Source organism: Herbaspirillum sp. RV1423, from assembly GCF_000577615.1.
Lineage (GTDB): Bacteria > Pseudomonadota > Gammaproteobacteria > Burkholderiales > Burkholderiaceae_D > Herbaspirillum.
In genome coordinates, this window is the sequence record NZ_CBXX010000001.1 from 58,106 (window position 1) to 84,290 (window position 26,185).

The window sequence follows — 26,185 nt, forward strand, 5'->3', positions numbered from 1 at the left end:
CCGCTTGAAGGCACGGCAGGCTGGGATGATTGGAATGCCGGCAAAAATTACTTGCGCTTGCCGATCGGCACGAATTTCAAATCTTCCGGGCCGACGTAATTGGCCGATGGGCGGATGATCTTGTTGTCGATGCGCTGCTCGATAATGTGCGCCGCCCAGCCCGAGGTGCGCGCGATCACGAACAGCGGCGTGAACATCGTGGTCGGCACCCCCATCATGTGATACGACACGGCCGAGAACCAGTCCAGGTTCGGGAACATTTTCTTGATGTCCCACATGACCGTTTCGAGACGCTCCGCGATGTCGAACATCTTGAGCGAACCGGCGTCCTTGGACAGGTTGCGCGCCACTTCCTTGATCACCTTGTTGCGCGGATCCGAGATCGTGTAGACCGGATGGCCGAAGCCGATCACGACTTCCTTGTTCTCGACGCGGCGCTTGATGTCGGCTTCCGCTTCGTCCGGATTGTCGTAGCGTTTCTGGATTTCGAACGCAACTTCATTGGCGCCGCCGTGCTTCGGTCCGCGCAACGCGCCGATCGCGCCGGTGATGGCGGAGTACATGTCCGAGCCGGTGCCGGCAATGACGCGGCCGGTGAAGGTGGAGGCGTTGAATTCGTGTTCCGCGTAGAGGATCAGCGAGGTGTGCATGGCCTTTTCCCATAGCGCAGACGGCTTCTCTCCATGCAACAGGTGCAGGAAATGCGCGCCGATGGAATCGTCGTCGGTTTCGACTTCGATGCGTTTGCCGTTGTGGCTGTAGTGATACCAGTACAGCAGCATGGAGCCCAGGGATGCCATCAGGCGGTCGGCGATGTCGCGCGCGCCTGGGGTATTGTGGTCGTCTTTCTCTGGCAGCACACAGCCCAGCGCGGAAACGCCGGTACGCATCACGTCCATCGGATGCGACGCCGCCGGCAACCATTCCAGCGCCGCCTTGACGTTGGCCGGCAGCCCGCGCAGCGCTTTCAGCTTGGTCTTGTAAGCCCTCAGTTCGGCGTTGGTCGGCAGTTTGCCGTGCACCAGCAAGTGGGCGATTTCTTCGAATTCGCAACTGTCGGCGACGTCGAGAATATCGTAGCCGCGATAGTGCAAGTCATTGCCGGTCTTGCCGACGGTGCACAGTGCAGTATTGCCGGCGGTAACGCCGGACAGGGCAACGGATTTCTTTGGTTTGAATCCTGGTGCCGGTGCTTGTGTTTCGCTCATGCGTATCTCCCTGCTGATGTATGAATGGTTGTAACGAAAAGGTGGAATTCCTGTACCGAATCTGGATTATTTTTCCGCGTATTTTTTTTCCAGCAGATCGAACATCGGCTTGTTGACCAGACGCTGACGCTCGGCAAACGGCGTCACGAAATTCGGATCTTCATCGAGGCGATGGCTGTCGCGCAACACCGTCAGCGCCTTTTGCATGCCGGCCACGGCGCCTTGCAGCGCGGCATTGGCGTACAGCACGATGCCGTAACCGAGATCGCCCAGCTCGTCGGCGTTGAAGATCGGTGTCTTGCCGCCGATCACGAGATTCACCAGTTGCGGCTTGTCGAGCGCTTGCGGCAGGCGGCGGATCTCATCCGCGGTTTCGGTCGCTTCCACGAACAGGATGTCGGCGCCAGCTTCGCTGTAGCGGGCCGCACGTTCCAGCGCATCTTCAAAACCGTGCACGCTGCGCGCATCGGTGCGCGCCATGATCAGCATGCCGTCATTGCTGCGCGCATCGACGGCGGCGTGGATCTTGCCGACCATTTCGGCGCAGGAGATGACTTCCTTGCCGCTGAAATGTCCGCAACGCTTGGGCGACACCTGGTCTTCCAACTGCACGGCGTCGGCGCCGGCGCGTTCCAGCGTGCGAATCGTGTGACGCACGTTGAGTGCATTGCCGAAGCCGGTGTCGGCGTCGACGATCAGCGGAATCTCCACCGCGTCGCGAATACGCGCGGTGTGGTCGGCCAGCTCGTTGAGGCCGATGAAGCCCTGATCCGGCATGCCGAAGTACATGTTGGTCACGCCGGCGCCTGTGATGTAGAGCGCTTCAAAACCGAGATCGGCAATCACCCGCGCCGACAACGCATTGAAGGCCCCGGGAACCAGCAGGCCCTTTCGTGCGTTGACCTTGTCGCGCAGGATTTGTTTGGTGGTTTGAGAAGTGTTGGTCATACGGAGTCCTTGAAGTTGCGTGTTTCAGCGATGTGGATGCCTCTGCTTATTGCAATGCGCGTGCCATGCGGATCGCCTCTGGATGTTGCATCGCGACAGAAATGAACGTTTCAGAACAAGCATCGTTAAATCAACGAGTTATCCGAACTTTCCTCTCGACAACATCAATTTTTCGGCTGCCTGGCGTTCCTGTAATGTGTTACAGTTGAAACGTTTGAAACATTCATATGAAACATGAAACATGAAGCGTCCCTCGCCTCAATCCCGTGATCAAAGCGACAAACCGGTCATCTGGACTGTTTCGGTGTCGCGCCTGTTCGAGCTGTTTCGCGACATCACGCTCGAGTTCGACGACCAGGCCGACATCGAACCGATTCCGCTGGGGTTCGAAGATGCCGTACGGCATATTCGCGAACGCCTCGCCACCGAACGTTGCGATGCGGTCATTGCTGCCGGCTCCAACGGCGCCTACCTCAAGAGCCGCCTGTCGGTGCCGGTCATCATCGCCAAGGCCAGCGGCTTCGACGTGATGCAGGCGCTGGCGCGGGCGCGCAAGATAACCCCCGACATCGGCCTGATCACCTATCAGGAAACCATGCCGGCGTTGAGCGAATTCCAGAGCACCTTCGGCCTCAACATCGTGCAGCGCACCTACGCCACCGAGGAAGACGCGCGCTCGCAAATCAACGAACTGAAAGCCGCCGGCATCAAAGCCATCGTCGGCGCCGGCCTGATCACCGATCTGGCCGAGGAAGCCGGGCTGGCCGGCATCTTCGTGTATTCCGCCGCATCCATCCGTCAGGCTTTCGACGACGCGCTGGAACTGGCCCGTCTGACGCAACTGGAGTCGACGCGCGGACGCAGCTTTCCGGTGGCCGACACCTTGCGCGCCAAACATCACATCAACGACTTGCGCGGCGACTCGGCGGCGATGGAAAGCGTGCGGCAGTCGATCACGCTGTTCGCCAAATCGCCCGCGACCGTGCTGATCCAGGGCGAAACCGGCACCGGCAAGGAACTCGCGGCGCAAGCCATCCATCGCGCGCATCCGCAGATGCAGGGCAAGGTGCAGGCGCACCATCCTTTCGTCGCGGTCAATTGCGGCGCGCTGGCGGAGTCGCTGCTGGAGTCGGAGTTGTTCGGCTATGAGGAAGGCGCTTTCACCGGTTCGCGCCGCGGCGGCCGCGCCGGCTTGTTCGAAGCGGCGCATCGCGGCACCCTCTTCCTCGATGAGATCGGCGAGATGCCGCTGCCGCTGCAGACGCGCCTGCTGCGCGTACTCGAAGAACGTGAAGTGGTACGCGTCGGCGGCACGCGGCCGATACCGGTCAGCGTGCGCATCATCAGCGCCACGCATTGCGACCTCGACAACCGCGTCAAGGAGGGTCGCTTCCGCGCCGACCTGTTCTATCGCCTGAGCGTATTGCGCATGACGCTGCCGCCGTTGCGCGAGCGACCGGACGATCTCGCTCCGCTGGCGGAGTGGTGCCTGAAGAATGCGCTGGCGGCGATGGACATTCGTCCGCATGCCAACCTGCATGCCGAGATATTGCGCTGCGCGCCGCTGCTGGCGCGCTACGGCTGGCCCGGCAATGTGCGCGAACTGCGCAACCTGATGGAACGCCTGGCCTTGTTTCTCGCGGCCGAGCCGCTGCAGGCGCTGACGCCGAACCTGATTGCACGCATCGCGCCGGAAATTCTGCCCGATGACGCGTCCGCAACGCTTGCCGCATCGATGCCGATCGGTCGGGGTTCGATCAATGCCCCAACTTCCGAAGAATCGCTGCAACAAGTGCTGGCGCGGTTCGACGGCAACCGCGCCGCCACCGCCAAATATCTCGGCATCAGCCGCACAACTTTGTGGCGCAAACTGGGCGAAAAAAGTTAACCCGCTGCGGCACATTCGATAACGCCTCCCCCTTCGATTTTGGTCCACAAGCGGATTAAGGAGGCAACGATTCCCATCATTCAGGAATCGCATCCGACGCTCGGCCCTGCGCAGCGAAACACGATTGACAGCCGCGCGCGCATGCACGTATTCTCGTCCGGTCGCCGCCATCAACGGGATATTGTTTACGCATTGTTCATGCTCAAACAGCATGACGCCGAATCGCCTCGGCGCCGACATTCATATCAACAATCTCACCATCGGGAAAACACATGAACAATAAGAGCCCTGCAACAAGCAGCCCAGCCAGCCCAGCCAGCCTTGAAGCGCCGGCCGGACTTCACCCCCAGACCTGGCGTGCGGTCATCTCCTCATCGATCGGCAATGCGCTGGAATGGTTTGACGTGCTGATCTACGGCGCCTTCGCCGTGGTCATCGCCAAGCTGTTTTTCCCCACCGACAATGACACCGTCTCGCTGCTGCTGACCTTCGCGACCTTCGGCGTGTCGTTCTTCATGCGTCCGCTCGGCGCCGTCGTCCTCGGCGCGTATTCCGACCGGGTGGGACGCAAGGCGGCGCTGTCGCTGTCCATCGTCTTGATGACGATCGGCACGGCAATGATCGCCCTCATGCCGACCTATTCCAGCATCGGGCTGTGGGCGCCTGCGGGCATCGTGCTGGCGCGCCTGATCCAGGGCTTTTCGGCCGGCGGCGAGTTCGGCAGTTCCACGGCATTCCTGGTGGAACATGCGCCGCATCGCCGCGGATTTTTCTCGAGCTGGCAAGTTGCCAGCCAGGGCCTGAGCCTGTTGCTGGCGGCGGTGTTCGGCGCCGCGCTGAATGGTTGGCTGACCCCGGAGCAATTGCATTCCTGGGGCTGGCGCCTGCCTTTCCTGTTCGGTTTGCTGATCGGCCCGGCCGGTTTCTATATCCGTCGCCACCTCGATGAATCGCCGGAATTCGCCACCGCAGAACGCACCGAGACGCCGCTGCGCGACACCTTCGCGCATCAGAAAATGCGCCTGCTGATCGGCACCGGCAGCGTCATCATGGCGACCGTATCGGTCTACCTGGCGCTGTACATGCCGACCTATGCGATCAAGCAATTGGGCATGCCGGCATGGTCGTCGTATGCGGCGACCATCGTCTCGGGACTGATCATGATGGTGGCGTCGCCGCTGGTGGGCGAGCTGTCCGACAAGTATGGCCGTACGCCGTTCATGATCGGCAGCAGCCTGGCGTTCGTGGTGTTCACGTATCCGATGTTCGTGTTCCTGACCGGCGCGCCCACGTTCGTCAACCTGTTGCTGCTGCAGATCGCGATCGGCGTGCTGATGACAATCTACTTCGCTTCGATGCCGGCGCTGCTGGCCGACGTTTTCCCGGTACAGACGCGCGGCACCGGCATGTCGCTGAGCTATAACATCGCAGTGATGATCTTCGGCGGTTTTGCCGGCCTGATCATTACCTGGCTCATCCAGGCAACCGGCAACAAATTGTCGGTGAGCTTCTTCGTGATCCTGGGTGCATCGCTGAGTTTCATCGCTTCGATGGCGGCGCGTTATCGCCTGAAGGTGCGTTAATTCCCCATGCTTCGTCGACCCGCATTGCGCGGTCGATAAAAAAATGGGCCGGTTTCGATAACGAAGCCGGCCCTTATTATTTTGTTGATTTCCATCGCATCTGCACGCGCTCTGGCGAGACGTCCACCGCGATTTATTTTATTTCCCTACCCCCTGCCGCTTCCCGCTTCCCCTTACGTTTCTTTGTCTCAATCGTCCTCGGCGCCGCCAATGCCGAGTTCCTGAATCTTGCGTGTGATCGTGTTGCGACCGATGCCCAAGCGCACTGCCGCATCGTTCTTGCGGCCGTGGGTGTGTTTCAGCGCGATCTTGATCAACGTCGCCTCGAACTGACGGCCGAGGATGTCCATGACTTCAGGACGCTCTTCCGCCAGCATTTGCGCCGCTTCCGTTTCCAACAGGCTGATCCAGTTGCGATCCGCGCCGCCGATGTCGCCATCGATACTTGCTGTTGCGGCGCCATGCGATTCCGTTGGCGCCGTTGACGGGGCCGCTTGCATCGACGTAGGCTGGAAGTTGCTGCTGCGCTCTTCGATCAGATCTTGCGGCAAGTCCTTCACTTCCACCGTCTGGCCAGGCGCCATGACGGTGATCCAGTTGCACAGGTTCTCAAGCTGGCGCACGTTGCCCGGCAACTCGAGATGCGACAGGAACTGCATCGCTTGCGGCGACAGGCGCTTGGCTTCGACGCCGAGCTGGCGCGCGCTTTGCGTGAGGAAGTGACGCGCCAGGATGGGAATGTCTTCGCGACGTTCGCGCAGGCTGGGCAGACGCAGACGGATCACGTTGAGGCGATGGTACAAGTCTTCGCGGAACAAGCCTTCGCGCACGCGATGCTCAAGATTCTGATGGGTCGCGGCGATGACGCGCACGTTGGCCTTGAGCGATTGATGGCCGCCGACGCGATAAAAGTGGCCGTCCGACAGTACGCGCAGCAAGCGCGTCTGCAAGTCGAGCGGCATGTCGCCGATTTCATCAAGGAACAGCGTGCCGCCCTCGGCCTGTTCAAAGCGGCCCCGGCGCATGGCTTGCGCGCCGGTGAAAGCGCCGCGCTCGTGGCCGAACAGTTCGGACTCGAGCAAGTCTTTGGGGATCGCCGCCGTGTTCAGCGCAACGAAGGGCTGCGCCGCGCGCGGGCTATGCTTGTGCAAGGCGCGTGCGACCAGTTCCTTGCCGGAGCCGGATTCGCCGGTGATCAATACGGTCACGTTCGATTGCGACAGGCGGCCGATGGCGCGGAAGACATCCTGCATCGCCGGCGCCTGGCCGAGGATTTCCGGCGCGTTGGCCGAGGATTGCTCGACATCGGTTTCGCGCAGGCTTTCTTCCAGCGCGCGCCGGATCAGTTCGACGGCCTTGTCGACGTCGAACGGCTTGGCCAGGTATTCGAAGGCGCCGCCCTGGAACGCCGACACCGCCGAATCGAGATCCGAAAATGCGGTGATGATGATGACCGGAATGCCGGGATGCTTGGCCTTGACGGTCTGGAGCAACTCCAGGCCGGACGCGCCGGGCATGCGGATATCGGAAACCAATACTTGCGGCGTGCCGGTCTGCAGGGCTTGCATGGCGTCACGTGCGCTGGAAAAACTTTGTGTGGCGAGATTTTCTCGCGCGAGGGCCTTTTCCAATACCCAGCGTATCGATTCGTCGTCGTCAACAATCCAGATCGGTTTCATAGTGTTATCTTTTCCTGCAAGTAGTAAGCGGCTTTCGACCATGCCTTGGTTTGTCCAGACCTTCTCTGACGCGACGCATCAGGGAAGCGGTATCAATATTCTGAAATCCGTATATCCCGGCCGACTCTCGCATTCGATCACCCCCATATGCTGCTGAACGAATGTCTGAGCCAGAGTCAGCCCCAAGCCGCTACCTCCTTCCCGCCCTGATACCAGCGGGTAAAAAATACGGTCCTGGATGTCTGGTGAGATACCGGGGCCATTGTCGATGATATGCAAGTCTAGTGCCAGCCGGTAACGGACCTTGGCCAGCGTCACCTGGCGCATGACGCGCGTCTGCAAAACCAGTTCGGCATCACCGGCGCGGATGCGTTCGGCCAACGCTTGCGCAGCGTTGTGGACGATGTTGAGCAGCGCCTGGATCAGTTGTTCCTTGTCGCCGCGAAACTCGGGAATTGACAAATCATAGTCGCGCCGGATGGTCAGGCCGTTGGGAAATTCGGCGAGGATCAGGCTGCGCACGCGCTCGCAGACTTCATGGATGTTGACGTCGCCGACGATGTGCGGCCGGCGGTGCGGCGCCAGCAGGCGATCGACCAGCGTTTGGAGGCGATCGGCTTCCTTGATGATGACCTGGGTGTATTCGCGCAACTCTTTGAGGTGACGCTCCGGCAACTCCAGTTCCAGCAACTGTGCCGCGCCGCGGATGCCGCCGAGCGGATTCTTGATTTCATGCGCGAGATTGCGGATCAGTTCCTTGTTGGCCTGGCTCTGGTCGAGCAGCCGCTCTTCGCGGTCGAGCTTGAGTTGCTGGACGTTTTCACGCAGCTCCAGCAACACCGGCGTGTCGGGGCTGTCGAGCGCGGTGATAATGGCATGGACTTGCAAGGGCTCGCGGCCGGCGCGCTCCAGCACAAGGTCGAGCCGCTTGTCGGCGAACTGGTGTTGGACCGCCTGGTAAAACAGGCTGGCCAGTTCCTTGCCATTGAGGAAAAGTTCGGTCAGCTTTTGCTGAGACAGCACCTTGAAGGAGCTTTCCAGCAGATTTTCGGCGGCGGCGTTGGCGTACACGATGCCGCCGTTGGCGTCGAGAATGATGACCGCCGATGCCAGCAGGTCGAGACCATCCAGTGAAGGTAGGGTTGTTTTCATGCGTTCCGGTAAATGCCTGTGTAAATGCCGCAACAATCATTCCTCCGCAGCTTTTGACCGTGAGAATGAACTTGTCAGCTTCTCTTCAGCTAAGCAAGATTTGGGCAAGCCTGCGAAACGACTGGATTACCGACCTGAACCGGTAGTCTTCCGGGCTTAGCGGACGTTGCTCAGTTCCCGCTTCAGCGCCTGGATGTTGCGCTCCGTCCGGGAAATATTGTCTTTCATGCCGGCGACACGCTCCTGGTATTTGGCGTAGTTGCGCTCATCGCCGCGACGCTCCGGTTCACCGTTGTTGAAATCCGCCCTCAGGCTCGCCAGCTTGCTCTCCTCGTCCCTCAATTCATCCTGCAAAATCAGCTTGCGATCGTTATCGCGCGCCTTTTGCGTACTGTTGTCGACCTTGGGAAAACCGGCTGCCGACGCAGTCGCAGCCTTGCTGTCCGCGACACGCCTGGCCGGCGGTGCAACGCTCAAGCCCGGCAAATCCAGCTTCTTGCATCCCTTGGTCGTGCCGGTATTTTTGTATTCCCTGGCGCCGTTTTCATCGGTACAGACATAGACATCGTTTTGCGCTTGCGCGGCCTGCAAGGAGGCCACGCCCAACAGCATCGGGAGTACAAAGAGTTTCATCTGCCAAAGACCAAAAAACGGAATGCCGACAAGTGTATGACAAGAACTTCCCGCAAACAAACGCGACGCCGGCATCGCGGTAAAAACAGAACAAGCATAAAAAAAGGGAAGCAAGCTTCCCTTTTTTATCAATGCAGAATCGACGATTACAGCGAGTAGTACATGTCGAATTCGATTGGATGCGTCGTCATGCGGAAGCGTTGAACTTCCTGTGCCTTCAGATCCAGGTAAGCATCGATCATGCTGTCGGTAAAGACGCCGCCGCGGGTCAGGAACTCGCGGTCCTTGTTCAGGTGATCCAGCGCTTCGTCCAGCGATGCGCAGACGGTCGGGATCAGCTTGTCTTCTTCCGGCGGCAGGTGATACAGGTCCTTCGACGCTGCTTCGCCTGGGTGGATCTTGTTTTGCACGCCGTCCAGACCTGCCATCAGCAGAGCCGAGAAGCACAGGTACGGGTTGGCCAGCGGATCCGGGAAGCGGGTTTCGATACGGCGGCCTTTAGGATTCGCAACGTGAGGAATACGGATCGATGCGGAACGGTTGCGTGCCGAGTAAGCCAGCTTGACCGGCGCTTCGAAACCTGGAACCAGACGCTTGTACGAATTGGTTCCCGGGTTGGTGATCGCATTCAGCGCCTTGGCGTGCTTGATGATGCCGCCGATGTAGAACAACGCGAATTCAGACAGGCCGGCATAGCCGTCGCCTGCGAACAGGTTCTTGCCGTCTTTCCAGACCGATTGGTGGACGTGCATGCCCGAACCGTTGTCGCCGACCAGCGGCTTCGGCATGAAGGTAGCCGTCTTGCCGTAGGTGTGCGCGACGTTCCAGACCACGTACTTCAGCGTTTGCGTCCAGTCGGCGCGCTCGACCAGCGTCGAGAACTTGGTGCCCAGCTCGTTTTGACCTGCGCCAGCCACTTCGTGGTGGTGCACTTCCACCGGGATGCCCAGGGATTCGAGGATCAGGGACATTTCCGAACGCATGTCCTGGAAGCTGTCGACCGGAGGAACCGGGAAATAGCCGCCCTTGACCGATGGACGATGGCCGCTGTTGCCGCCTTCGATCTTGGCGCCGGTGCTCCACGATGCTTCTTCGGACTCGATCTTGACGAAGGAACCGGACATGTCCGCACCCCAGCGCACGCCGTCGAAAATGAAGAATTCAGGCTCAGGACCGAAGTAGGCGGTGTCGCCTAGGCCCGAGGACTTCAGGTAAGCTTCAGCGCGCTTGGCGATGGAGCGTGGGTCACGGTCGTAACCCTTGCCGTCGGATGGCTCGATCACGTCACATTGCATGAACAATGTGGTTTCTTCCATGAACGGGTCGATGTTGGCGGTGTTTGGATCAGGGATCAGCAACATGTCCGAAGCTTCGATACCCTTCCAGCCAGCGATCGAGGAGCCGTCAAATGCATGGCCGCCTTCAAACTTGTCGATGTCGAAATGGGAAACAGGAACCGTTACGTGCTGCTCTTTACCCCGGGTGTCGGCAAAACGGAAATCAACAAACTTGACTTCATTGTCTTTCACCAACTTCAAAACCTCTGCGGCCGTCCTTGCCATGCGAATCTCCTAAAACGAGGAAGTAGTATAAATTTGTACAATTTGGGTGATGAGCCGACTACGTGCGACTTGATGTGTGCAGCAATACAACAGATAGTGCGCCAGAACTCAGCGGAGAATGATAGCAGATTCCATGCCATCGGCACCCTGGCATCGGGGCGTATGGCATATTTTAGGGAGTTATTGGCTGGCGTGCGTTTCCGAGCAGTGCATAGCCCGCTCAATAATGGGCAAACATGGTGCAAATCAAATTATATGCACCAATATGATTCAAATTTGTCTTTGCGCATTATTTTGGTGCAATAGGGAGATCGATGTTAATTTAAAAATATCTTCCATGCGTTTCCAACAACTTTTCAGGACACATCAAATGACTACCACGAACGAAATTCTTTCCACCGCCAGCCAACGCGCTCAGGCAGGCCAGTTTCCCTACGCCGGCGCCGTGACGCCGCAAGAAGCCTTCGCCTTGCTTCAGGGCGATCCTGCGGTCAGGCTGGTGGATGTGCGCACCAAGGCGGAACGAGACTGGGTAGGCCAGGTCGTCATCCCCGCAGCACAACATCTTGCGGTGCAATGGAATCTCTATCCGGAAAATGCACCCAATCCGCAATTCCTGGCACAACTGGGCGCGGGAACCGACAAGCAAACAGTATTGTTGTTCCTCTGCCGCTCCGGTGTACGGTCGCGCCATGCGGCAAAACTGGCTACCGAAAATGGCTACGCTCACTGCTATGACATTCTCGAAGGTTTTGAGGGAAACAAAGACAGCGCCGGGCATCGCAAGACCATCGAAGGATGGTGCAAAGCCGGACTCCCATGGGTCGGCGCATGAAAAACAAGAAGTGCCTGCCCTCGACTTCGCGAACCTAGAAAAACCGCGGTCCGCACAGGCGCGCGGCCGCAGACATCAGACTTCGGTTTCAGATGGTTTGCAGTTGCTGCTGCAAAGTCTCGACTTCGGCAGCCAGGCCCGCGGCGGGTTGCGTGCGGTGGGTTGCAATCGCCTCGATACGCTCCAGGGTAGCGACGATCTGGGCCGCGCCCATGGTCAATGCCGCACCTTTCATGCGGTGCGCCAGCCGGCCCACAGCCGCCATATCCGCCTGGCTTGCCGACGATTGCATGGCGCTGAGGTCATCCAGCGACGTGGAACGGAACAAGACATTGAGGTCGACACTGCGCATTTCTTCCTGCGTCATCGGCGACACCGACGAGACATCGACATCGCACCATAGCGACAGTACTTTTTTCAGTTCTTCAACAGGCAGCGGTTTGCCGAGTACGCCATCCATGCCGCTGTCGAGACACAACTGCATATGAGCCGTATCGGTCTCCGCAGAAATCGCGATGATGGGCGTATGGGCTCGTTCCTCTTCCCGTTCCTTTACGCGAAAGCTCGTAGCCACGTCGTAACCGCTCATGTCCGGCATCTGGCAATCGAGCAGCACCAGATCGAACTCATCCTTTTCCATTGCGGCCAGACCGGAAGCGCCATCCTTCGCGGCCACGACATTGCAGCCCAATTTTTTCAGTTGCTTTTCAATGACGGCGCGACTGGTTGCCGAGTCGTCGACAATAAGAATCTGGAGCACCGGTGTCGGAGATATGCCATTCATGATGGGAACCCTATATGTCCTGGAGTTGATGCTGAATCTTGAACAGTTCGTTATCGTTGCGTACGCCGAGCTTGCGGAAAGCCGACTGTTTCTGGCCGCTGATGGTTTTTACGCTGCGGGCGAATTTTTCAGCGATTTGCGTCACGCTCATTCCCTCGAGGCAGCAGCGCAATACTTCGCGTTCGCGCGGCGAAAGTTCGGTATTGTCAGTCAGCGAGTCGCTTGCGGCAGACTCCTCTTCCTGATTGCTGTTGGATAGCATGGACGAAATTTCCGCCGCCATGAGGGGATTCAGATGTACGCGTCCGACGGCGACCGAACGCACCGCGGCGATCAGCTCCGACAACTCCTGCCCTTTGCCGACGAATCCACGTGCGCCGGCGCGCATTGCCAATGCGACTGTCGCCGGATTGTAGTGGGACGATGATACGAGGATTTTGCTGTCCGGGAAGCGCACCTTGAGCGCCCGTATCAAATTGAGACCATCAATGTCGCTGGCACCCAGCGAATAGTCGATCAACAAAATATCGGCAGGCAAAGCGCGCAAGGCTGCCATCATGTCCTTGCTGGTGGCAAAAGCGCCAACCACCTGAAAATCGGACTCCTCCGTCAAACGGGTGGCAAGTCCGTGTCGCACAACAGCATGGTCGTCCAACAGGGCAATCCGAATTGCTTTCGTTGCAGCCCATGTCATCATTGCATCCTTTCGCAGGCGATCATTACGCAGCAAAAACACTGAACCACAGTAGGGATGGATTGCTTCGCCTGGATACGATCACGATGAAGTCGGCACACTCGACCAAACGAACTATGGCTGAGTGTATCAAAAATAGTAAAACCACAATAGGCGACTCAGGCATTGATGAGCCCACTATTAAACAATTGACTGGCGCCAACCTTGCTCAGAAACTCTTCCTGCTTCATTGGTTCAGCAACGTATCCTTGTCCACGTACGCAACCCATTGCCGCGAGAATTTCCATTTGCCTGGCGTTCTCGATTCCTTCCGCAGTCACTTTGAGTTTGAGGCGTTCGGCGATGCCGATGATGGATTCGACAATGACGCGGCATTGAGGCTGGCGCAGGAACTGGCGCACGAAATGCCGATCGATGCGTATCTCCGTGAACGGCATTTGCGAGAGCAGCTTCATCGTCGAAATGCCGGAACCGAAGTCATCGATAGACAAGCCGAATCCGCGCAGACGCAAACGGTTGAGCGAAGCGGCCAGCTTCAGCGGCTGCTGCGGCGGTTCCTGCTCGGAAATGCCGACGGTGATCAGCGCCGGCGAAACGTGATGGCGCTGAATGCGCTCGTAGAGATAGTCGGCAATTTCAGGCGTTTCCAGCGTCAACGCGGAAGCCTTGACGCAAATGGGAATGCTGCATCCGATTTTTTCCAGCTTCTGTTGCGTTTTCAACACATGGTTGACCGTGCGGTAAAACAGCATGAGCCCGAGCCCCTGCTTTTCAATCAGGCTGATGAACTGGTTCGGCAGAAGATAGCTGAACTTGGGGTGGCTCCAGCGCACCATGGCATCGGCGCCGACGATAGCCTTGTTCTTCAATGAAATCTGGGGCTGGTACCACACCTCGAATTCGCTGGTGTCGCAGATCGCTCGCAGGATATCGTCGGAGAACGCACGTGTGGTTTTCCCGACTTTTTTTGATGCGGCATTCGAGTTCGCCACGGCCAGCGCCATGATCAGGGCGTTCTCCAGAAGCGCCGGGGTAAGTGGCTTGGAGATCGCCTCGACAAACGGAAATCCGGCTGAACGGGCCATCTGCAGATGCGACTCCAGGACGTCGTCCGCATGAACGCTCATCCACACCAGCATCGGCAGCCCTTTTCCGCGCAAGTACGAAGTCTCATCCTGCGCCAACACGAACTGCGAACCATCCATATTGGGCATGCCGATATCGCAAAAAACCAGATCCGCCGGGCTCGCTGCCAGTATTTCCATCGCCTGCACGCCGTCGGCGGCATCGCGAACATTCGTACATCCTAATTCCATTAATTTTTCAACGACAAATGCTCTTTGCAAAGGCTCATCCTCGACAACCAAAACGAATAAATCCGCTATTGTTCTCATTTTCAACTCCGATTCGGCAACGCCGCCGCTGCGGCTCAACATCCATAAAATACGTGTTGAGATTGTGATCATCTTGCATGTTTACGTATATGAGAATACTCTCAATTGCCGTCAGGTTATTTTCTGGCAGAGCACTGAAAAATGACGAGCACGAGACAAACAAAAGAATATTTTCCCGTGTTTGTTATGTTTTTATTGGATAAGAACAGCGCCGCCATTATCCTGACATCATTCAGTGAAATGCATCGCGAGGAAAGCATGAAATGGGACGTTCTATTGACATTGCTGATACGCAGCGCGACGACTTTAGTCCTGAGCGCAATGTCCGAAGTCCATGCGACGGAATTGCGCGTCATTGGCACCATCGTTCCCGATGCCTGCTTGCCGGCTTTCTCCGACCAAGGAGTGGTGGATTACGGCCCGGTGTCATCTGCCGAGCATGGCGTCGTCAAGATCCTCGCCAAGAAATCCGTTGCTCTTTCCGTTTCATGCGCACTGCCGTCGCGCGTCGCCATCCGGCTGATCGACAATCGCGATAGCGCCGACATACCGCAAATGCAAGCGGTTTCGGCGCGCCATCGCAACAAGAAACATCTCTTCGGACTTGGAACGCAAACCGGCCGCAATGCCGGCGGCTATATCATCTCGTTCGAATCTGCACACCCGGCGTTGCCGCCGCCGCTCCTGATGGAATCGGCGTCCAATATCAACGCCACCCGCTGGACGCTGACAAGCGACAACGCCTTGCGCAAAAATGTCCTCTACAGTTGGGACGCCGAACATAAGATCCACCCCGGCGGCACGCTGGAGTTCCAGGCCACGCTGGGCATACAGGCAGTCATCGACAGTTCCGACAATACCCAGGTAAAAGACGGTTCTCAGCTCGATGGATCCATCACTTTCGAATTGCTGTATCTCTGAACCGATCCTTGCCGCTCACGACAATTCCGGCATGGACAAAAACGATGAGGAACACTGGTGAAAAAGACCATTCTGGCGACAGCGGCTGCCGCAATTGAACTCTCACTGGCCGTATTGCCTGCGACCGCAATGGCGTCCTCCATGGTGGAGATGCAAGTCGTCAGCGTCATTACTCCTGCGGCCTGTACGCCGATGCTGTCGGGCGGCGGCGTAGCGGATTACGGCGTCATCCCGGCCCGCGCGCTGACACCCGGAGCCGTCACGCCGTTACCGGCAAAATCCCTGTCTTTCACGATCAGTTGCGATGCCGCCGCCAAAGTCAGCGTGAGAGCCATCGACAATCGCACCAGTTCCGTCGTCGCCGGTATCGTTGCTGCCGGTTCGGGCGACAGCACGCTCAACGACAGCTTCAATTTCGGCCTCGGCACCGCTGTCGGCAAAAGCATCGGCGGTTATTCCATCGTCTTTCAGCCCTCGACCTATACCGGCGACTACCAGCCGGCACAACTGCTGTATTCCACCGACAACGGCATCACCTGGCAGCAATCCGCCGGCGGGCATGTTGCAAAGAACCGCAGTTTCGGTTGGGGCATGTCGGGCGGGAACAATGTGGCATCGTTGCGCAACATTTCCGGCACCGTCACGGTCCAGCCATACATCAACAAGCCGGAAAATCTTTCCTTGTCGCAAGAGGTCTTGCTGGACGGTTCCGCCACTCTGGAATTGTCCTATCTTTAAGAGTCGCGCCGCCGCTGTTTTGCCTCCTTATTCGACGTTTTGAAAAGCGCCATGTTTTGAGAATATTCTCAAAATACACTTGCAGCGATTTTTCATAGGATCTGGGCGGATTAAACTCACAATGTCGGGAGGTCAAAATGCGTGCTAAATCAGGGAATCCAGTCTCGCTTGTTGTCTCAGCTTTTCTTTCCAGCCTTTTTCTTGTCAACGCGGCCCATGGCAGCGGCATGTTGCCGGAAACTTCGGTTGTCATCGTCAACGAAGCCGACGGCGAAGCCAGCATGAATGTGAAGAATACCGACGCCGCCGCCACCCTGCTCTACACTTCGATCCAGAACCTGCCCGAAGACAAGGAAAACCTGCTGGTCGTGACGCCACCCGTAGCGCGCGTCGAACCAGACGAAACCCAGTTGGTGCGCTTCATCCTGCAAACCAAGGAACCACTCAAGACCCAGCGTCTCAAACGCGTCATCTTTGAAGGCATTCCGCAGCAATCGAAAGACGGCGGCGTCAAGGTGACGATGAATGTCCGCCAGAATCTGCCGGTCATCATTCATCCGAAGAACCTCGCCATCAATCGCGAACCTTGGAAATTGCTGAACTGGTCGCTGCAAGGCGACAAACTGGTGGCAAAGAACGACAGCGCTTACGTGGTGCGTCTGGCGCAGACCGTGACGCTGTTGCCCAACCAGATGGAAGTCGATCTCGGCAAGACCTATTTCCTGCCTGGTGAAGTCATCGCCGTGCCGGTCCCGGCCGGCCGCGCGGCGGCATCGACGACAGTGAGGCTGGCGCCCGCGACCGTATACGGCTTCTCGGTGGATAATTTTGATGCGCCGCTGAACAAATAAGCTTCCGTTTCAGCTACCCGCGCCGCAGGGAAAATGAATAACAAAACCAACGGGAAACGCGCGACTGCCGTCGCTTTCCCGCGGACATGCATGATTGTGCTGTCCGGCTTGGCGGGGATGGTTGCACTGCCCTCGCGTGCAGCCGACACCAGCGGTTTCGATCTGAACATGCTGAAAGAACGCGGCATCGATCCGCAACTCGCCGAATACTTCCGCGAAGCCGCGCGTTTCCGTCCCGGCACACAGATAGTCACGCTGTTCGTCAATGGCGCCAAACGCGGCCGCGTCGATGCGCGCTTTAATGCCAAAGGCGAACTTTGCTTCGACAGGGAACTGCTCGACAAAGGTGGACTCATCGTCCCATCCCAACTGAGCAAAACCGAGAAGCCGGCGACATCCGGCAATTCTGGCAATTCTGGCAATTCCGGCGCTTCGGCGGCAAAGCCGGTCGCTGCATGTTATGACTACAAAGAGGCATACCCGCAAACGCAGATCGAATTGCGCCCGGGCAAAGAAGAAGTTTCGCTCATCGTGCCCACGACGGCGCTGCGCCCGACGGAAGACGACTTCGCCGGTTACAGCAGCGGCGGCACCGCAGCGCTGCTCAACTATGACCTGATCGGCGTCAACAACAAGTACGCAGGCAGCAGCAGCCGCTTTATGTCGGCCAATGCCGAGCTGGGATTCAACTTCCGCGACTGGATCGTGCGCAGCCGCGAAGTGTACACGGCGCAAGACAACAATTCACAACGCCAGCACGTCTATGCCTACGCCCAGCACACACTGATGGATTACAAGTCCATCTTCCAGGCCGGCCAGATCAACATTGCCAATTCAGCGGTATCCGGAGGAGCAATCACCGGCGCCCAGATCATTCCCGAAACCGCCCTGATGAGCCTGAACCGCAACAATGTGATGGTTGAAGGCATCGTCCAGTCGCAAGCGCGCGTGGAAGTGCGCCAGGCCGGCGCGCTGATTTACACGACCATTGTGCCGACCGGGCCATTCGCCTTGTCCGACCTGCCGCTGCTCAATAGCGGCAGCGATCTCGAAGTCACGATCGTCGAGGCCAATGGCGCGCAACGCCGCTTCATCGTTCCGGCCGCGTCGCTGCATAGTGGCTCCTTGGGAAGCCAGCGCGGCTATTCGTTCGCCATCGGCCGGCAGCGCAGCCTGGGCAGCAGCAACGCGCGTCAGCCTTGGATCATCACCGGCTCAGGCGGCTGGAAAGTCGGTAAGGAAAGCAATGTCAACGCCGGCCTGATGGCTGCCACCTCCTATCAGGCCGCGGCCTGGGGCATGGACACGAGCGTGCTGAACAACACCAGCATCAGCCTGCAACAGCGCCTGTCCAACGCCACCAACGAAGGCGTGCACGGCACGCAAATCAGCCTGTCGAGTAGCAGCCTGCTGGGCGCGTCGATCTCCGGCAGTTTTTCCGCAACCCAACAGACTCTCGGCTATCGCGACCTGGCCGACACCACGGTGGACACGTCGGTCAATTCGACAGAAATGGAGCGCAACCGTTATCGAGGCCAGTACACGACGTCGGTGAACTGGAGCAGCATGACCCTGGGTGCGTTCAACCTGTCGTATTCCCGGTCGTCGCTGTTTAGCGGCGTCACCACTCAGCGCCTGACCGGCGCATGGGGCCAGACGTTTTCGTTCGGCACGGTCTCATTCAACATAGAACACAATCTTGGCAACAACAGCAATACTGATAGCAATACCAACGGCAACAGCATCAATTCCCTGCCTGCCAACATCTTCTATCTCACGCTGAGCATCCCGCTGGGATCGCGCAGCATACGCACTTACGTCAACAACAGCAGCGGTTATAAACGCCTGGGGGCGTCTTACAACGAGACAGTCAACGAATACGCCAATTACACCATGTCCGCAGAGCGCAATGCGCAAAGCCAGGAAACCGATCTGTCTGCCCAGGCCTCCCTGTTGCCGCGCTATGCCCAGGTCAATCTCGGCTACGCGCGCGCCGGCTCCGGCGCTACCTCCTACAATGGCGGCATACGTGGCGGCATGGTGTTGCACCAGAACGGCCTGACGCTATCGCCTTATCCGGTGCAGGACACTTTTGGCATCCTGTCCGTGGGCGACGAATCCGGGATCCGCGTGAGCACACCCTACGGCCCGGTCTGGACCGATCCCTGGGGACAGGCGGTCATTTCGCAAATGGCGCCCTACACCAGCAGCCGGCTTGAGATCGCCACCAAGAGCCTGCCGCGCAATGTCGATATCAAAAATGGCTACAAAATCGTTGAGCCGGGACGCGGCTCCGTCAATTTCGTCACCTTCGATACCATCAAGGTGCGCCGCATTCTGCTCAACGCCAAGGGAGCCAATGGCGAGCCGCTGCCAAAGGGCGCCTTCGTGCTGGACGACGACAGCCAGTTCGTCACCACGGTCGTCGACGATGGCCAGATATTTCTCATCAATGGCGTGCCCAATTCCAAGCTGCACGTCTCGCTGCCCGACGGCAATCAATGCACCTTACAATATGAGCTGCCGGCCAAGGCAGATCCGGAAAAGTTCTTTGAAACCTCGGAGGCCCGTTGCGGTCCTTCTCTGCATGCCCATATGGAAGGTCCGCCTTATGCTCACTCCTGAATTTCCTGTCCGGCGCAACAAACTGGCGATCACACTTGGCATCCTGGTTGCGGTGCTGCTGCCGCATGCCGCAATCGCCGCCCCCGACGACAATTGCCAGATGCAGATCAGTAATACCGTCATCGATTACGGCAAGGTGACGCGTGCGGAGCTGCTTGAGCGTCAGGTCTCCCCCACCGCCTTCGCGCTCGGCAAACAAAGCATGACGCTGTCGGCAACTTGCCGCCAGCCGACCTTGATGACGCTCTATTTCCGCGGCGCTGCAGGCGACGCCAACAATTTCCGTTTCGGCAACGGCGGCAGTTTCACACTGAGCTTGTCGACCGCGCAAGTCGACGGCAGGCGCGTCAAACTGGGCAACGTCAACGCCACCGGGCAGCAGCCGGACAACATGGCCGACACCGCCGTGCTCGCGCCGGGCATTGGCGTCGTACCTGTGGTCGATGAGCGCACCGTCAAAGGCACAAATTTTTCCGTTCAGGTGGAAATCGACACCAGGGTCTCCGGCACCGCCAGTCGCGTGACCGATCAGACTGTGTGGCGCGGCAGCGGGAGTTTTGAACTGGTGGAGAACTAAGCAACCGTCGTTGACAGCATTTTGTCAGCAAAGACTGTCTGCTTTTACACTTTATTACAGCGGCCCCGGACGAGGATGCCATACTTCATGCATCTTTCTTTCACCCTGAAACGTCATGCGAACCTCATGCAGACATGGTTTGGCCGGGATGCTTGCATTGAGCCTATGCGGCCTGGTCTGCGCGCAAGCGCTCAATACGCGGGAACAGGCCCTGCATGTGTTGAACCGGCTGGCGTACGGTCCTCGTCCGGGCGACGTCGCGACAGTCGAGAAATCAGGCGTCAAACGCTACATCGACGATCAGCTCCATCCGGAACGCATTCCATTCCCGGCGGACCTGCAAGGCAAGCTCGACGGCTTGTCCACTTACAACCTGACGACGCAACAGTTGTACGTCCAGTATGGACCGCCTTCTTTCCCGCCGAATACGGCCAGTCCGGAAGACAAGAACGCAGCGCGCCAACGCGCCGCCCAGGAGATCACTCCGCAGAGTCACCTGGCTCGGCTGTGGCTGGCCACGGAAAGTCCTCGTCAATTGCAGGAAGTCATGACGGAATTCTGGTTCAATCACTTCAACGTCTTCGAGGGCAAGGAATGGGTGCGCTACTGGAATGCAGAGTATGAAAAGAACGCCATCCGTCCGAATGCCCTCGGCAACTTCCGCCAGTTGCTCGGCGCCGTCGCGCACCATCCCGCCATGTTGTACTACCTAGACAACTGGCTCAGCAGCGGCGCCGGTACGCGGCAGGCCCAAGGACGTTTCAAGGGACTCAATGAAAACTACGCGCGCGAGCTGATGGAATTGCACACTCTCGGTGTCAATGGCGGTTATACGCAAACCGATGTTATCGCGCTGGCGCGCATCCTGAGCGGCTGGACCATCGACGTGCGCGACATGAAACAAGGATCGGAAAGCGCCACCTTCGTTTTCAATCCTTTGCGTCACGACGCCGCCGCCAAGCAATTCCTCGGACGCACGATTGTGCCCGGTGGTCAGCAGGAAGGCGAACTCGCCCTCGATATTCTGGCGCGCCAGCCCGCCACCGCACGCTTTGTGTCGACCAAGCTGGTGCAATATTTTGTGGCCGACCGCGCCGATCCCGCATTGGTGGAACGACTCTCGCAACGTTTCCTTGCCACCAACGGCGACATCCGGGAAGTGCTGCGGACATTGTTCGACAGCCCGCAATTCTGGTCGCGTCAGAATTACCAGAGCCAGTTCAAGACGCCCTACCAATTTGTCGTCTCGGCATTGCGCGCCACCGCCACGCCCGTCGTCAACGGCAAGCCCGTCAGCGGTACGCTCAATCAGTTCGGCATGCCGCTGTATGGCTGGCTGACCCCGGAAGGTTATAAATATTCGGAGGAAGCATGGCTCAATCCGGACGCTCTGCTGCGCCGAATCAACTTCGCCAATAGCCTCGGCAACGGCAAGTCGCCGATTGCCCGTCCCGAGAACACGCCGCCGCCGGCCTATGCGGAAGCCGTCGACCCTGTCAGCCTGATCCAGACGCTGGCGCCGATGCTGGACCAGAACGCCGTCACGACGATCGCCACGTCGCCACCAAATCTGCAAGTCGGCCTCATCCTGGGCGGACCTGCCTTCATGAAACGCTAGGGAACATTCGGGAGTCATCGTGAAACGTCGCCAATTCATCAACTATATGGGCCTGGCAGGCGGCAGCGCCATTCTGATTCCGCTCGGCCTGTCCGGCTGCGCAGTGGCGCCGGCCGGCAAATCCGCAACGACCGGCGGCAATGCCCCGCTGGCTTACGGCACACCTAAACAACGTGCACATGTCGGCGACGACGGCACGCCGCGCATGGTGGTGGTATTCCTGCGCGGCGCCGTCGACGGCTTGAACGTCGTGGTGCCGCACGGCGACAGAGAGTATTACCAGGCCCGCCCCAGCATAGCGGTGGCGCGTCCCGGCCAGAACAACGGCACTATCGACCTGACCGGCTATTTCGGCCTGCATCCGGCATTGCGTCCGCTCATGCCGTATTGGGAAAACGGCCAGTTGGCCTTCGTGCATGCGTCCGGCTCGCCCGACGGCTCGCGCTCCCATTTCGAAGCGCAGGACTATATGGAAACCGGTACGCCCGGACAGCACACTACGCGCGACGGCTGGATGAATCGCCTGCAGGGACAACTGCCTTTTTCCGACTCTCCGGTGCAGGCATTGACGCTGGGCGAATCGATCCCGCGCATCCTCAGCGGCCGGCAAGTCGTCGCCAACATGCCGACCGGCCGCGATGCGGCGCGGCCGACGCTGATCGACCAGCCGAAAACCAGCCAGGTGTATGCCTCCCTGTATGCCGGCGACGATGCCTTAAGCAAGGCCTACCGCGATGGTATTGCGGCACGCAAGGAACTGATGGCGGAGATGAGCAGCAACGAGCAGCGCATGGCCAACAACGGCGCAGCGCTGCCGAATGGCTTATCCATCGATACTGCCCGCCTCGGCCGGTTGATGCGTGGCGATCCCAGGATACGCCTTGGCTTCCTCGCTGTCGGCGGCTGGGACACGCATGCCAACCAGGGCAACGGCGCCGGTCAGTTGGCGGGACGCCTGAGTCCCCTGGCAACCGGCCTGGCAACGCTGGCGCAGGAGCTTGGCCCTGCCTTCAACGACACCGTGATCGTGGTGATCTCGGAGTTCGGCCGCACCTTTCGCGAGAACGGCAACGGCGGCACCGACCACGGCCGCGGCAACGTGATGTGGCTGCTGGGCGGCAACGTGCGCGGGCGCACGATTTACGGCCAATGGCCGGGATTGGAAAAAGCCGCGCTCAACGAAGGCCGCGATCTGGCGATCACGACCGATTTTCGCGCGGTGATGTCGACGCTGGCGGAAAAACATATGCGTATTCCGGACAGCGCCTTGCAGCAGATATTCCCGCAATACACAACAGGCATGCAACACGTGTCGAACATTCTGGTGTAACGACTGCCTGTCATCCAAAAACAAAAAGGAGCGGCATCGCTCCTTTTTGGCTTGTGCATCGCCGACAGATTATTCCGCTTCTTCGATCCACGCGGCCTGAATCGCCTCGAGGATTTTTTCGCCGGCGCGATTGGCGTCGTCGTCGAAACCCTCCAGCTCCATCACCCAGCGATGCAGGTCGGTAAAGCGTATGGTCTTGGGATCAATATCGGGAAACTTGTCATTGAGTGCTTCAGCAATACGCTGAATATCGGTCCATTTCATGGCTGCCTCGCTAATGTTGATCGGTCGCCCATCAAAGCCAGTCGTTGGAATCAGTGGTTCTCACTGGCATGGTTGATGGTGTATTTCGGGATCTCGACGACCAGGTCGTCGTCGCCCAGGACCACCTGGCATGACAGACGCGAATTCGCTTCCAGGCCCCAGGCCATGTCCAACAAGTCTTCTTCCTTGTCGGTGGGCTCATTGAGCGTGTCGAAACCTTCGCGGATCACCACGTGACAGGTGGTACAGGCGCAGGATTTTTCACAGGCGTGTTCGATCTCGACATCGTTGTCGAGCATGGCGTCGCACAGGGTTTTGCCGGCCGGCGCGTCGATGACGGCGCCGTCAGGGCAAAAGGTGGCGTGTGGCAGTATGACGATTTGGGGCACGGTATTTTACCTTTAGTGATCTTTACGAAACTTCATCCAACTTCTTGCCGGCCAGCGCCGCATGAACGCTGCGGTCCATCCGGCGGGCGGCGAACTCTTCAGTGCCGTGCGCAAGCGCATCGACGGCAGCCTTGATCGCCAGATGATCGTCACCCTGGGCTTTTTCCTTCACGACAGCGATCAGCGCCGCGATGTCGGCGCGTTCCTGTTCGTTCAGCAAGGCGCTGTCAACATTCAATGCCGACTGCGTGGCCAGCACGATGCGTTCGGCTTCAACCTGCTCTTCGCGCAGGGCGCGGCGCTTCATGTCTTCATCGGCCGACTGGAAGGACTCCTGCAACATGCGTGCGACATCGTCGTCGGCCAGACCGTAGGAAGGCTTGACCGTGATCGCAGCTTCCACGCCGGAAGTCATCTCGCGCGCCGACACCGACAGCAAGCCGTCGGCATCGACCTGATAGGTCACACGAATACGCGCCGCGCCGGCTGCCATCGGCGGAATGCCGCGCAACTCGAAGCGCGCCAGCGAACGGCAGTCCGAAACCAGTTCACGTTCACCCTGCACCACATGCACCGCCATCGCAGTCTGGCCATCCTTGAACGTGGTGAATTCCTGCGCGCGCGCGCAAGGTATCGTAGAGTTGCGCGGAATGACCTTTTCCGCCAGGCCGCCCATGGTTTCAATGCCGAGCGACAGCGGAATCACGTCGAGCAGCAACCAGTCGTCGCCGGCGGCGCGATTGCCGGCCAGCAGGTTGGCTTGCACCGCGGCGCCCAATGCCACGACCTTGTCCGGATCGATGTTCGCCAGCGGCGTGGTCTGGAAGAATTCGCCGACAGCCTTGCGCACATGCGGCATGCGCGTCGCACCGCCGACCAGCACGACGCCGTCGACGTCATCCACCGACAAGCCGGCATCGCGCAATGCCTTGCGACTTGGCGTGATGGTCTTGGCGACCAGATGCTGGGTCAGCGCGGCAAATTCTTCAGCAGTCACCGACAAATGCACTTCTTCGCCGGAATTGAGCGCCGCATCGATTTGCGTCTGCGCCTTGGACGACAGCAATTCCTTGGCTTCGCGCGCTTTGACCAGCAAAATGCGTGTGTCTTCGTCCGACAGCGGCGCCAGTTGCGCCTGTTCGCAAATCCAGCAGAACAGGCGCTGGTCGAAATCGTCGCCGCCCAGCGCCGAATCGCCGCCCGTCGCCAGGACTTCAAAGACCCCCTTGGTCAGTTTAAGAATCGAGATGTCGAAGGTGCCGCCGCCCAGGTCATACACTGCAAAGGTGCCTTCCGAACCGTTGTCGAGGCCGTAGGCAATCGCCGCCGCCGTCGGTTCGTTCAGCAGCCGCAGGACATTCAGGCCGGCCAGTTGCGCCGCATCCTTGGTAGCCTGGCGCTGCGCATCGTCGAAATATGCCGGCACCGTGATCACTGCGCCAACCAGATCGTCGCCCAGCGCGTCCTCGGCAGTTTGGCGCAAGGTGGCGAGAATCTGCGCGGAAATCTCCACCGGGCTTTTCACTCCTGCCACTGTCTTCAGTTGCACCATGCCCGGTGCATCCTGGAAATCGTAAGGCAGGTTCTCGACGTAGGCGATGTCCTTCAGGCCGCGTCCCATGAAACGCTTGACCGATACAATGGTGTTCTTCGGATCGGTGGTCTGTGCAGCTTGGGCCTTATGGCCGATGTTGGCGTGGCCGTTCGGGAGGTAACGCACGACGGACGGCAACAGACTACGGCCCTCTTCGTCGCTGAGGACTTCGGGAATGCTGTTGCGCACCGTGGCGACCAGCGAATTGGTAGTGCCGAGATCGATGCCGACCGCCAGCCGGTGCTGGTGCGGCGCGGTGGACATGCCCGGTTCGGAAATTTGGAGAAGAGCCATAGTTAAATTATTCCGGCAAAGCGATGCGGATACCCAATCCGACAAACGCACAGCCGGCAAGCCTGTTCAAATAGAGAGCGGCACGTGCCTGGCGCTGGAAATACGCGCCGACAATGCCCGAGAAAAATGCAATTGCACTGAAAATCGCCAGCGCCTGGATGATGAAGATCAGCGCCAGCAACAACATCTGCCAGGCGACATGGCCGGCACGCTCGTTGACGAATTGCGGCAAGAAGGCAATGAAGAACAGCGTCACCTTGGGATTGAGGATATTGGCGATGACGCTCTGCCAGTATATGCGCGAGAGGCTGACCGGCGCCATTGTCGCTTCCAGCGACATCGATGCCGCTGCGCGCAAGGTGCGGATGCCGAGATAGACCAGATAGGCGGCGCCGGCATATTGCAGCGCGTGATAGGCCGCCGGATACGCCTTGATGACGGCGGCAAAACCGAGCACCGCCAGCAAGGTATGGAAGAACAAGCCCGACGAAAAGCCGAGCGCGGCAACCAGCCCTGCCTTCTTGCCCTGCGCGATGCCGCGCGTGAGCACGTAAATGTTGTCGGGTCCCGGCGCCAGGGTCAACATCATGGCGGCGATCAGAAACAGGAAGACATCAGGCATGG

23 protein-coding genes are annotated in these 26,185 nt (G+C 58.9%); 10 read left to right on the forward strand and 13 right to left on the reverse strand.

Annotated elements, in window-relative coordinates:
• Positions 1–47 precede the first annotated feature (47 nt).
• Both prpC and RV1423_RS00290 read right to left on the reverse strand, forming a co-directional pair.
• Positions 48–1,208: a 2-methylcitrate synthase gene (gene prpC / locus RV1423_RS00285; RefSeq protein WP_034291908.1), complete on the reverse strand. Its 1,161-nt coding sequence runs from the start codon at positions 1,206–1,208 to the stop codon at positions 48–50.
• Positions 1,209–1,274: 66 nt separating this feature from the next.
• Positions 1,275–2,156 (reverse strand): oxaloacetate decarboxylase, encoded by an 882-nt coding sequence (locus tag RV1423_RS00290; protein ID WP_034291910.1) that lies wholly within the window; start codon positions 2,154–2,156, stop codon positions 1,275–1,277.
• Positions 2,157–2,397: 241 nt separating this feature from the next.
• On the opposite strand from RV1423_RS00290, the gene prpR reads away from it, so the two are divergent.
• Positions 2,398–4,044, forward strand: coding sequence for a propionate catabolism operon regulatory protein PrpR (gene prpR / locus RV1423_RS00295; RefSeq protein ID WP_034291912.1), 1,647 nt, complete (start codon positions 2,398–2,400; stop codon positions 4,042–4,044).
• A 272-nt stretch (positions 4,045–4,316) separates the two neighbouring features.
• Positions 4,317–5,627: an MFS transporter gene (locus RV1423_RS00300; protein ID WP_034291914.1), complete on the forward strand. Its 1,311-nt coding sequence runs from the start codon at positions 4,317–4,319 to the stop codon at positions 5,625–5,627.
• A gap of 188 nt (positions 5,628–5,815) precedes the next feature.
• Here the strand turns inward: RV1423_RS00300 and ntrC are convergent, their stop codons facing one another.
• The 4 genes from ntrC to glnA all read right to left on the reverse strand — a co-directional run bounded on the left by ntrC (position 5,816) and on the right by glnA (position 10,653).
• Complete coding sequence (ntrC, locus tag RV1423_RS00305; RefSeq protein ID WP_034291915.1) at positions 5,816–7,306, reverse strand: nitrogen regulation protein NR(I); 1,491 nt, start codon at positions 7,304–7,306, stop codon at positions 5,816–5,818.
• Positions 7,307–7,384: 78 nt separating this feature from the next.
• Positions 7,385–8,458, reverse strand: coding sequence for a nitrogen regulation protein NR(II) (gene glnL, locus RV1423_RS00310; RefSeq protein WP_034291917.1), 1,074 nt, complete (start codon positions 8,456–8,458; stop codon positions 7,385–7,387).
• Positions 8,459–8,614: 156 nt separating this feature from the next.
• Entirely contained in the window at positions 8,615–9,091 is a 477-nt protein-coding gene (locus RV1423_RS00315; RefSeq protein WP_034291919.1) for a DUF4124 domain-containing protein, read from the reverse strand.
• Between the two features lie 146 nt (positions 9,092–9,237).
• Positions 9,238–10,653, reverse strand: coding sequence for a type I glutamate--ammonia ligase (gene glnA / locus RV1423_RS00320; RefSeq protein ID WP_034291921.1), 1,416 nt, complete (start codon positions 10,651–10,653; stop codon positions 9,238–9,240).
• A 370-nt stretch (positions 10,654–11,023) separates the two neighbouring features.
• Here glnA and RV1423_RS00325 point away from each other — a divergent pair, with 370 nt between their 5' ends.
• Complete coding sequence (locus RV1423_RS00325) at positions 11,024–11,488, forward strand: rhodanese-like domain-containing protein (RefSeq protein WP_034291923.1); 465 nt, start codon at positions 11,024–11,026, stop codon at positions 11,486–11,488.
• A gap of 88 nt (positions 11,489–11,576) precedes the next feature.
• Here the strand turns inward: RV1423_RS00325 and RV1423_RS00330 are convergent, their stop codons facing one another.
• The 3 genes from RV1423_RS00330 to RV1423_RS00340 all read right to left on the reverse strand — a co-directional run bounded on the left by RV1423_RS00330 (position 11,577) and on the right by RV1423_RS00340 (position 14,282).
• Positions 11,577–12,272: a response regulator gene (locus RV1423_RS00330; protein WP_034291925.1), complete on the reverse strand. Its 696-nt coding sequence runs from the start codon at positions 12,270–12,272 to the stop codon at positions 11,577–11,579.
• A 10-nt stretch (positions 12,273–12,282) separates the two neighbouring features.
• Complete coding sequence (locus tag RV1423_RS00335) at positions 12,283–12,966, reverse strand: response regulator transcription factor (protein WP_034292462.1); 684 nt, start codon at positions 12,964–12,966, stop codon at positions 12,283–12,285.
• Between the two features lie 158 nt (positions 12,967–13,124).
• Positions 13,125–14,282: an EAL domain-containing protein gene (locus RV1423_RS00340; protein ID WP_231501994.1), complete on the reverse strand. Its 1,158-nt coding sequence runs from the start codon at positions 14,280–14,282 to the stop codon at positions 13,125–13,127.
• A 336-nt stretch (positions 14,283–14,618) separates the two neighbouring features.
• Here RV1423_RS00340 and RV1423_RS00345 point away from each other — a divergent pair, with 336 nt between their 5' ends.
• The 7 genes from RV1423_RS00345 to RV1423_RS00375 all read left to right on the forward strand — a co-directional run bounded on the left by RV1423_RS00345 (position 14,619) and on the right by RV1423_RS00375 (position 23,020).
• A complete protein-coding gene (locus RV1423_RS00345; protein ID WP_197034844.1) occupies positions 14,619–15,281 on the forward strand; it encodes a DUF1120 domain-containing protein in 663 nt (220 codons plus the stop codon).
• A 57-nt stretch (positions 15,282–15,338) separates the two neighbouring features.
• Complete coding sequence (locus RV1423_RS00350; RefSeq protein WP_034291929.1) at positions 15,339–16,019, forward strand: DUF1120 domain-containing protein; 681 nt, start codon at positions 15,339–15,341, stop codon at positions 16,017–16,019.
• Between the two features lie 137 nt (positions 16,020–16,156).
• Entirely contained in the window at positions 16,157–16,870 is a 714-nt protein-coding gene (locus tag RV1423_RS00355) for a fimbria/pilus chaperone family protein (RefSeq protein ID WP_034291931.1), read from the forward strand.
• Between the two features lie 33 nt (positions 16,871–16,903).
• Complete coding sequence (locus tag RV1423_RS00360; RefSeq protein WP_231501996.1) at positions 16,904–19,495, forward strand: fimbria/pilus outer membrane usher protein; 2,592 nt, start codon at positions 16,904–16,906, stop codon at positions 19,493–19,495.
• Positions 19,482–20,072, forward strand: coding sequence for a hypothetical protein (locus RV1423_RS00365; protein WP_051516381.1), 591 nt, complete (start codon positions 19,482–19,484; stop codon positions 20,070–20,072). Before RV1423_RS00360 ends, RV1423_RS00365 begins: the two co-directional genes overlap by 14 nt.
• A 148-nt stretch (positions 20,073–20,220) precedes the next feature.
• Entirely contained in the window at positions 20,221–21,690 is a 1,470-nt protein-coding gene (locus tag RV1423_RS00370) for a DUF1800 domain-containing protein (protein WP_231501997.1), read from the forward strand.
• 19 nt (positions 21,691–21,709) lie between these two features.
• Complete coding sequence (locus RV1423_RS00375; protein ID WP_034291935.1) at positions 21,710–23,020, forward strand: DUF1501 domain-containing protein; 1,311 nt, start codon at positions 21,710–21,712, stop codon at positions 23,018–23,020.
• Between the two features lie 69 nt (positions 23,021–23,089).
• On the opposite strand, the gene iscX is transcribed toward RV1423_RS00375, so the two are convergent.
• The 4 genes from iscX to RV1423_RS00395 are packed head-to-tail and all read right to left on the reverse strand — an operon-like array spanning position 23,090 to position 26,183.
• Complete coding sequence (iscX, locus tag RV1423_RS00380) at positions 23,090–23,284, reverse strand: Fe-S cluster assembly protein IscX (RefSeq protein WP_034291937.1); 195 nt, start codon at positions 23,282–23,284, stop codon at positions 23,090–23,092.
• 50 nt (positions 23,285–23,334) lie between these two features.
• Positions 23,335–23,673, reverse strand: coding sequence for an ISC system 2Fe-2S type ferredoxin (gene fdx, locus RV1423_RS00385; protein WP_034291939.1), 339 nt, complete (start codon positions 23,671–23,673; stop codon positions 23,335–23,337).
• 22 nt (positions 23,674–23,695) lie between these two features.
• Complete coding sequence (gene hscA / locus RV1423_RS00390; protein ID WP_034291942.1) at positions 23,696–25,561, reverse strand: Fe-S protein assembly chaperone HscA; 1,866 nt, start codon at positions 25,559–25,561, stop codon at positions 23,696–23,698.
• 7 nt (positions 25,562–25,568) lie between these two features.
• Positions 25,569–26,183 (reverse strand): LysE family translocator, encoded by a 615-nt coding sequence (locus RV1423_RS00395; protein ID WP_034292471.1) that lies wholly within the window; start codon positions 26,181–26,183, stop codon positions 25,569–25,571.
• Between the last annotated feature and the right edge of the window lie 2 nt (positions 26,184–26,185).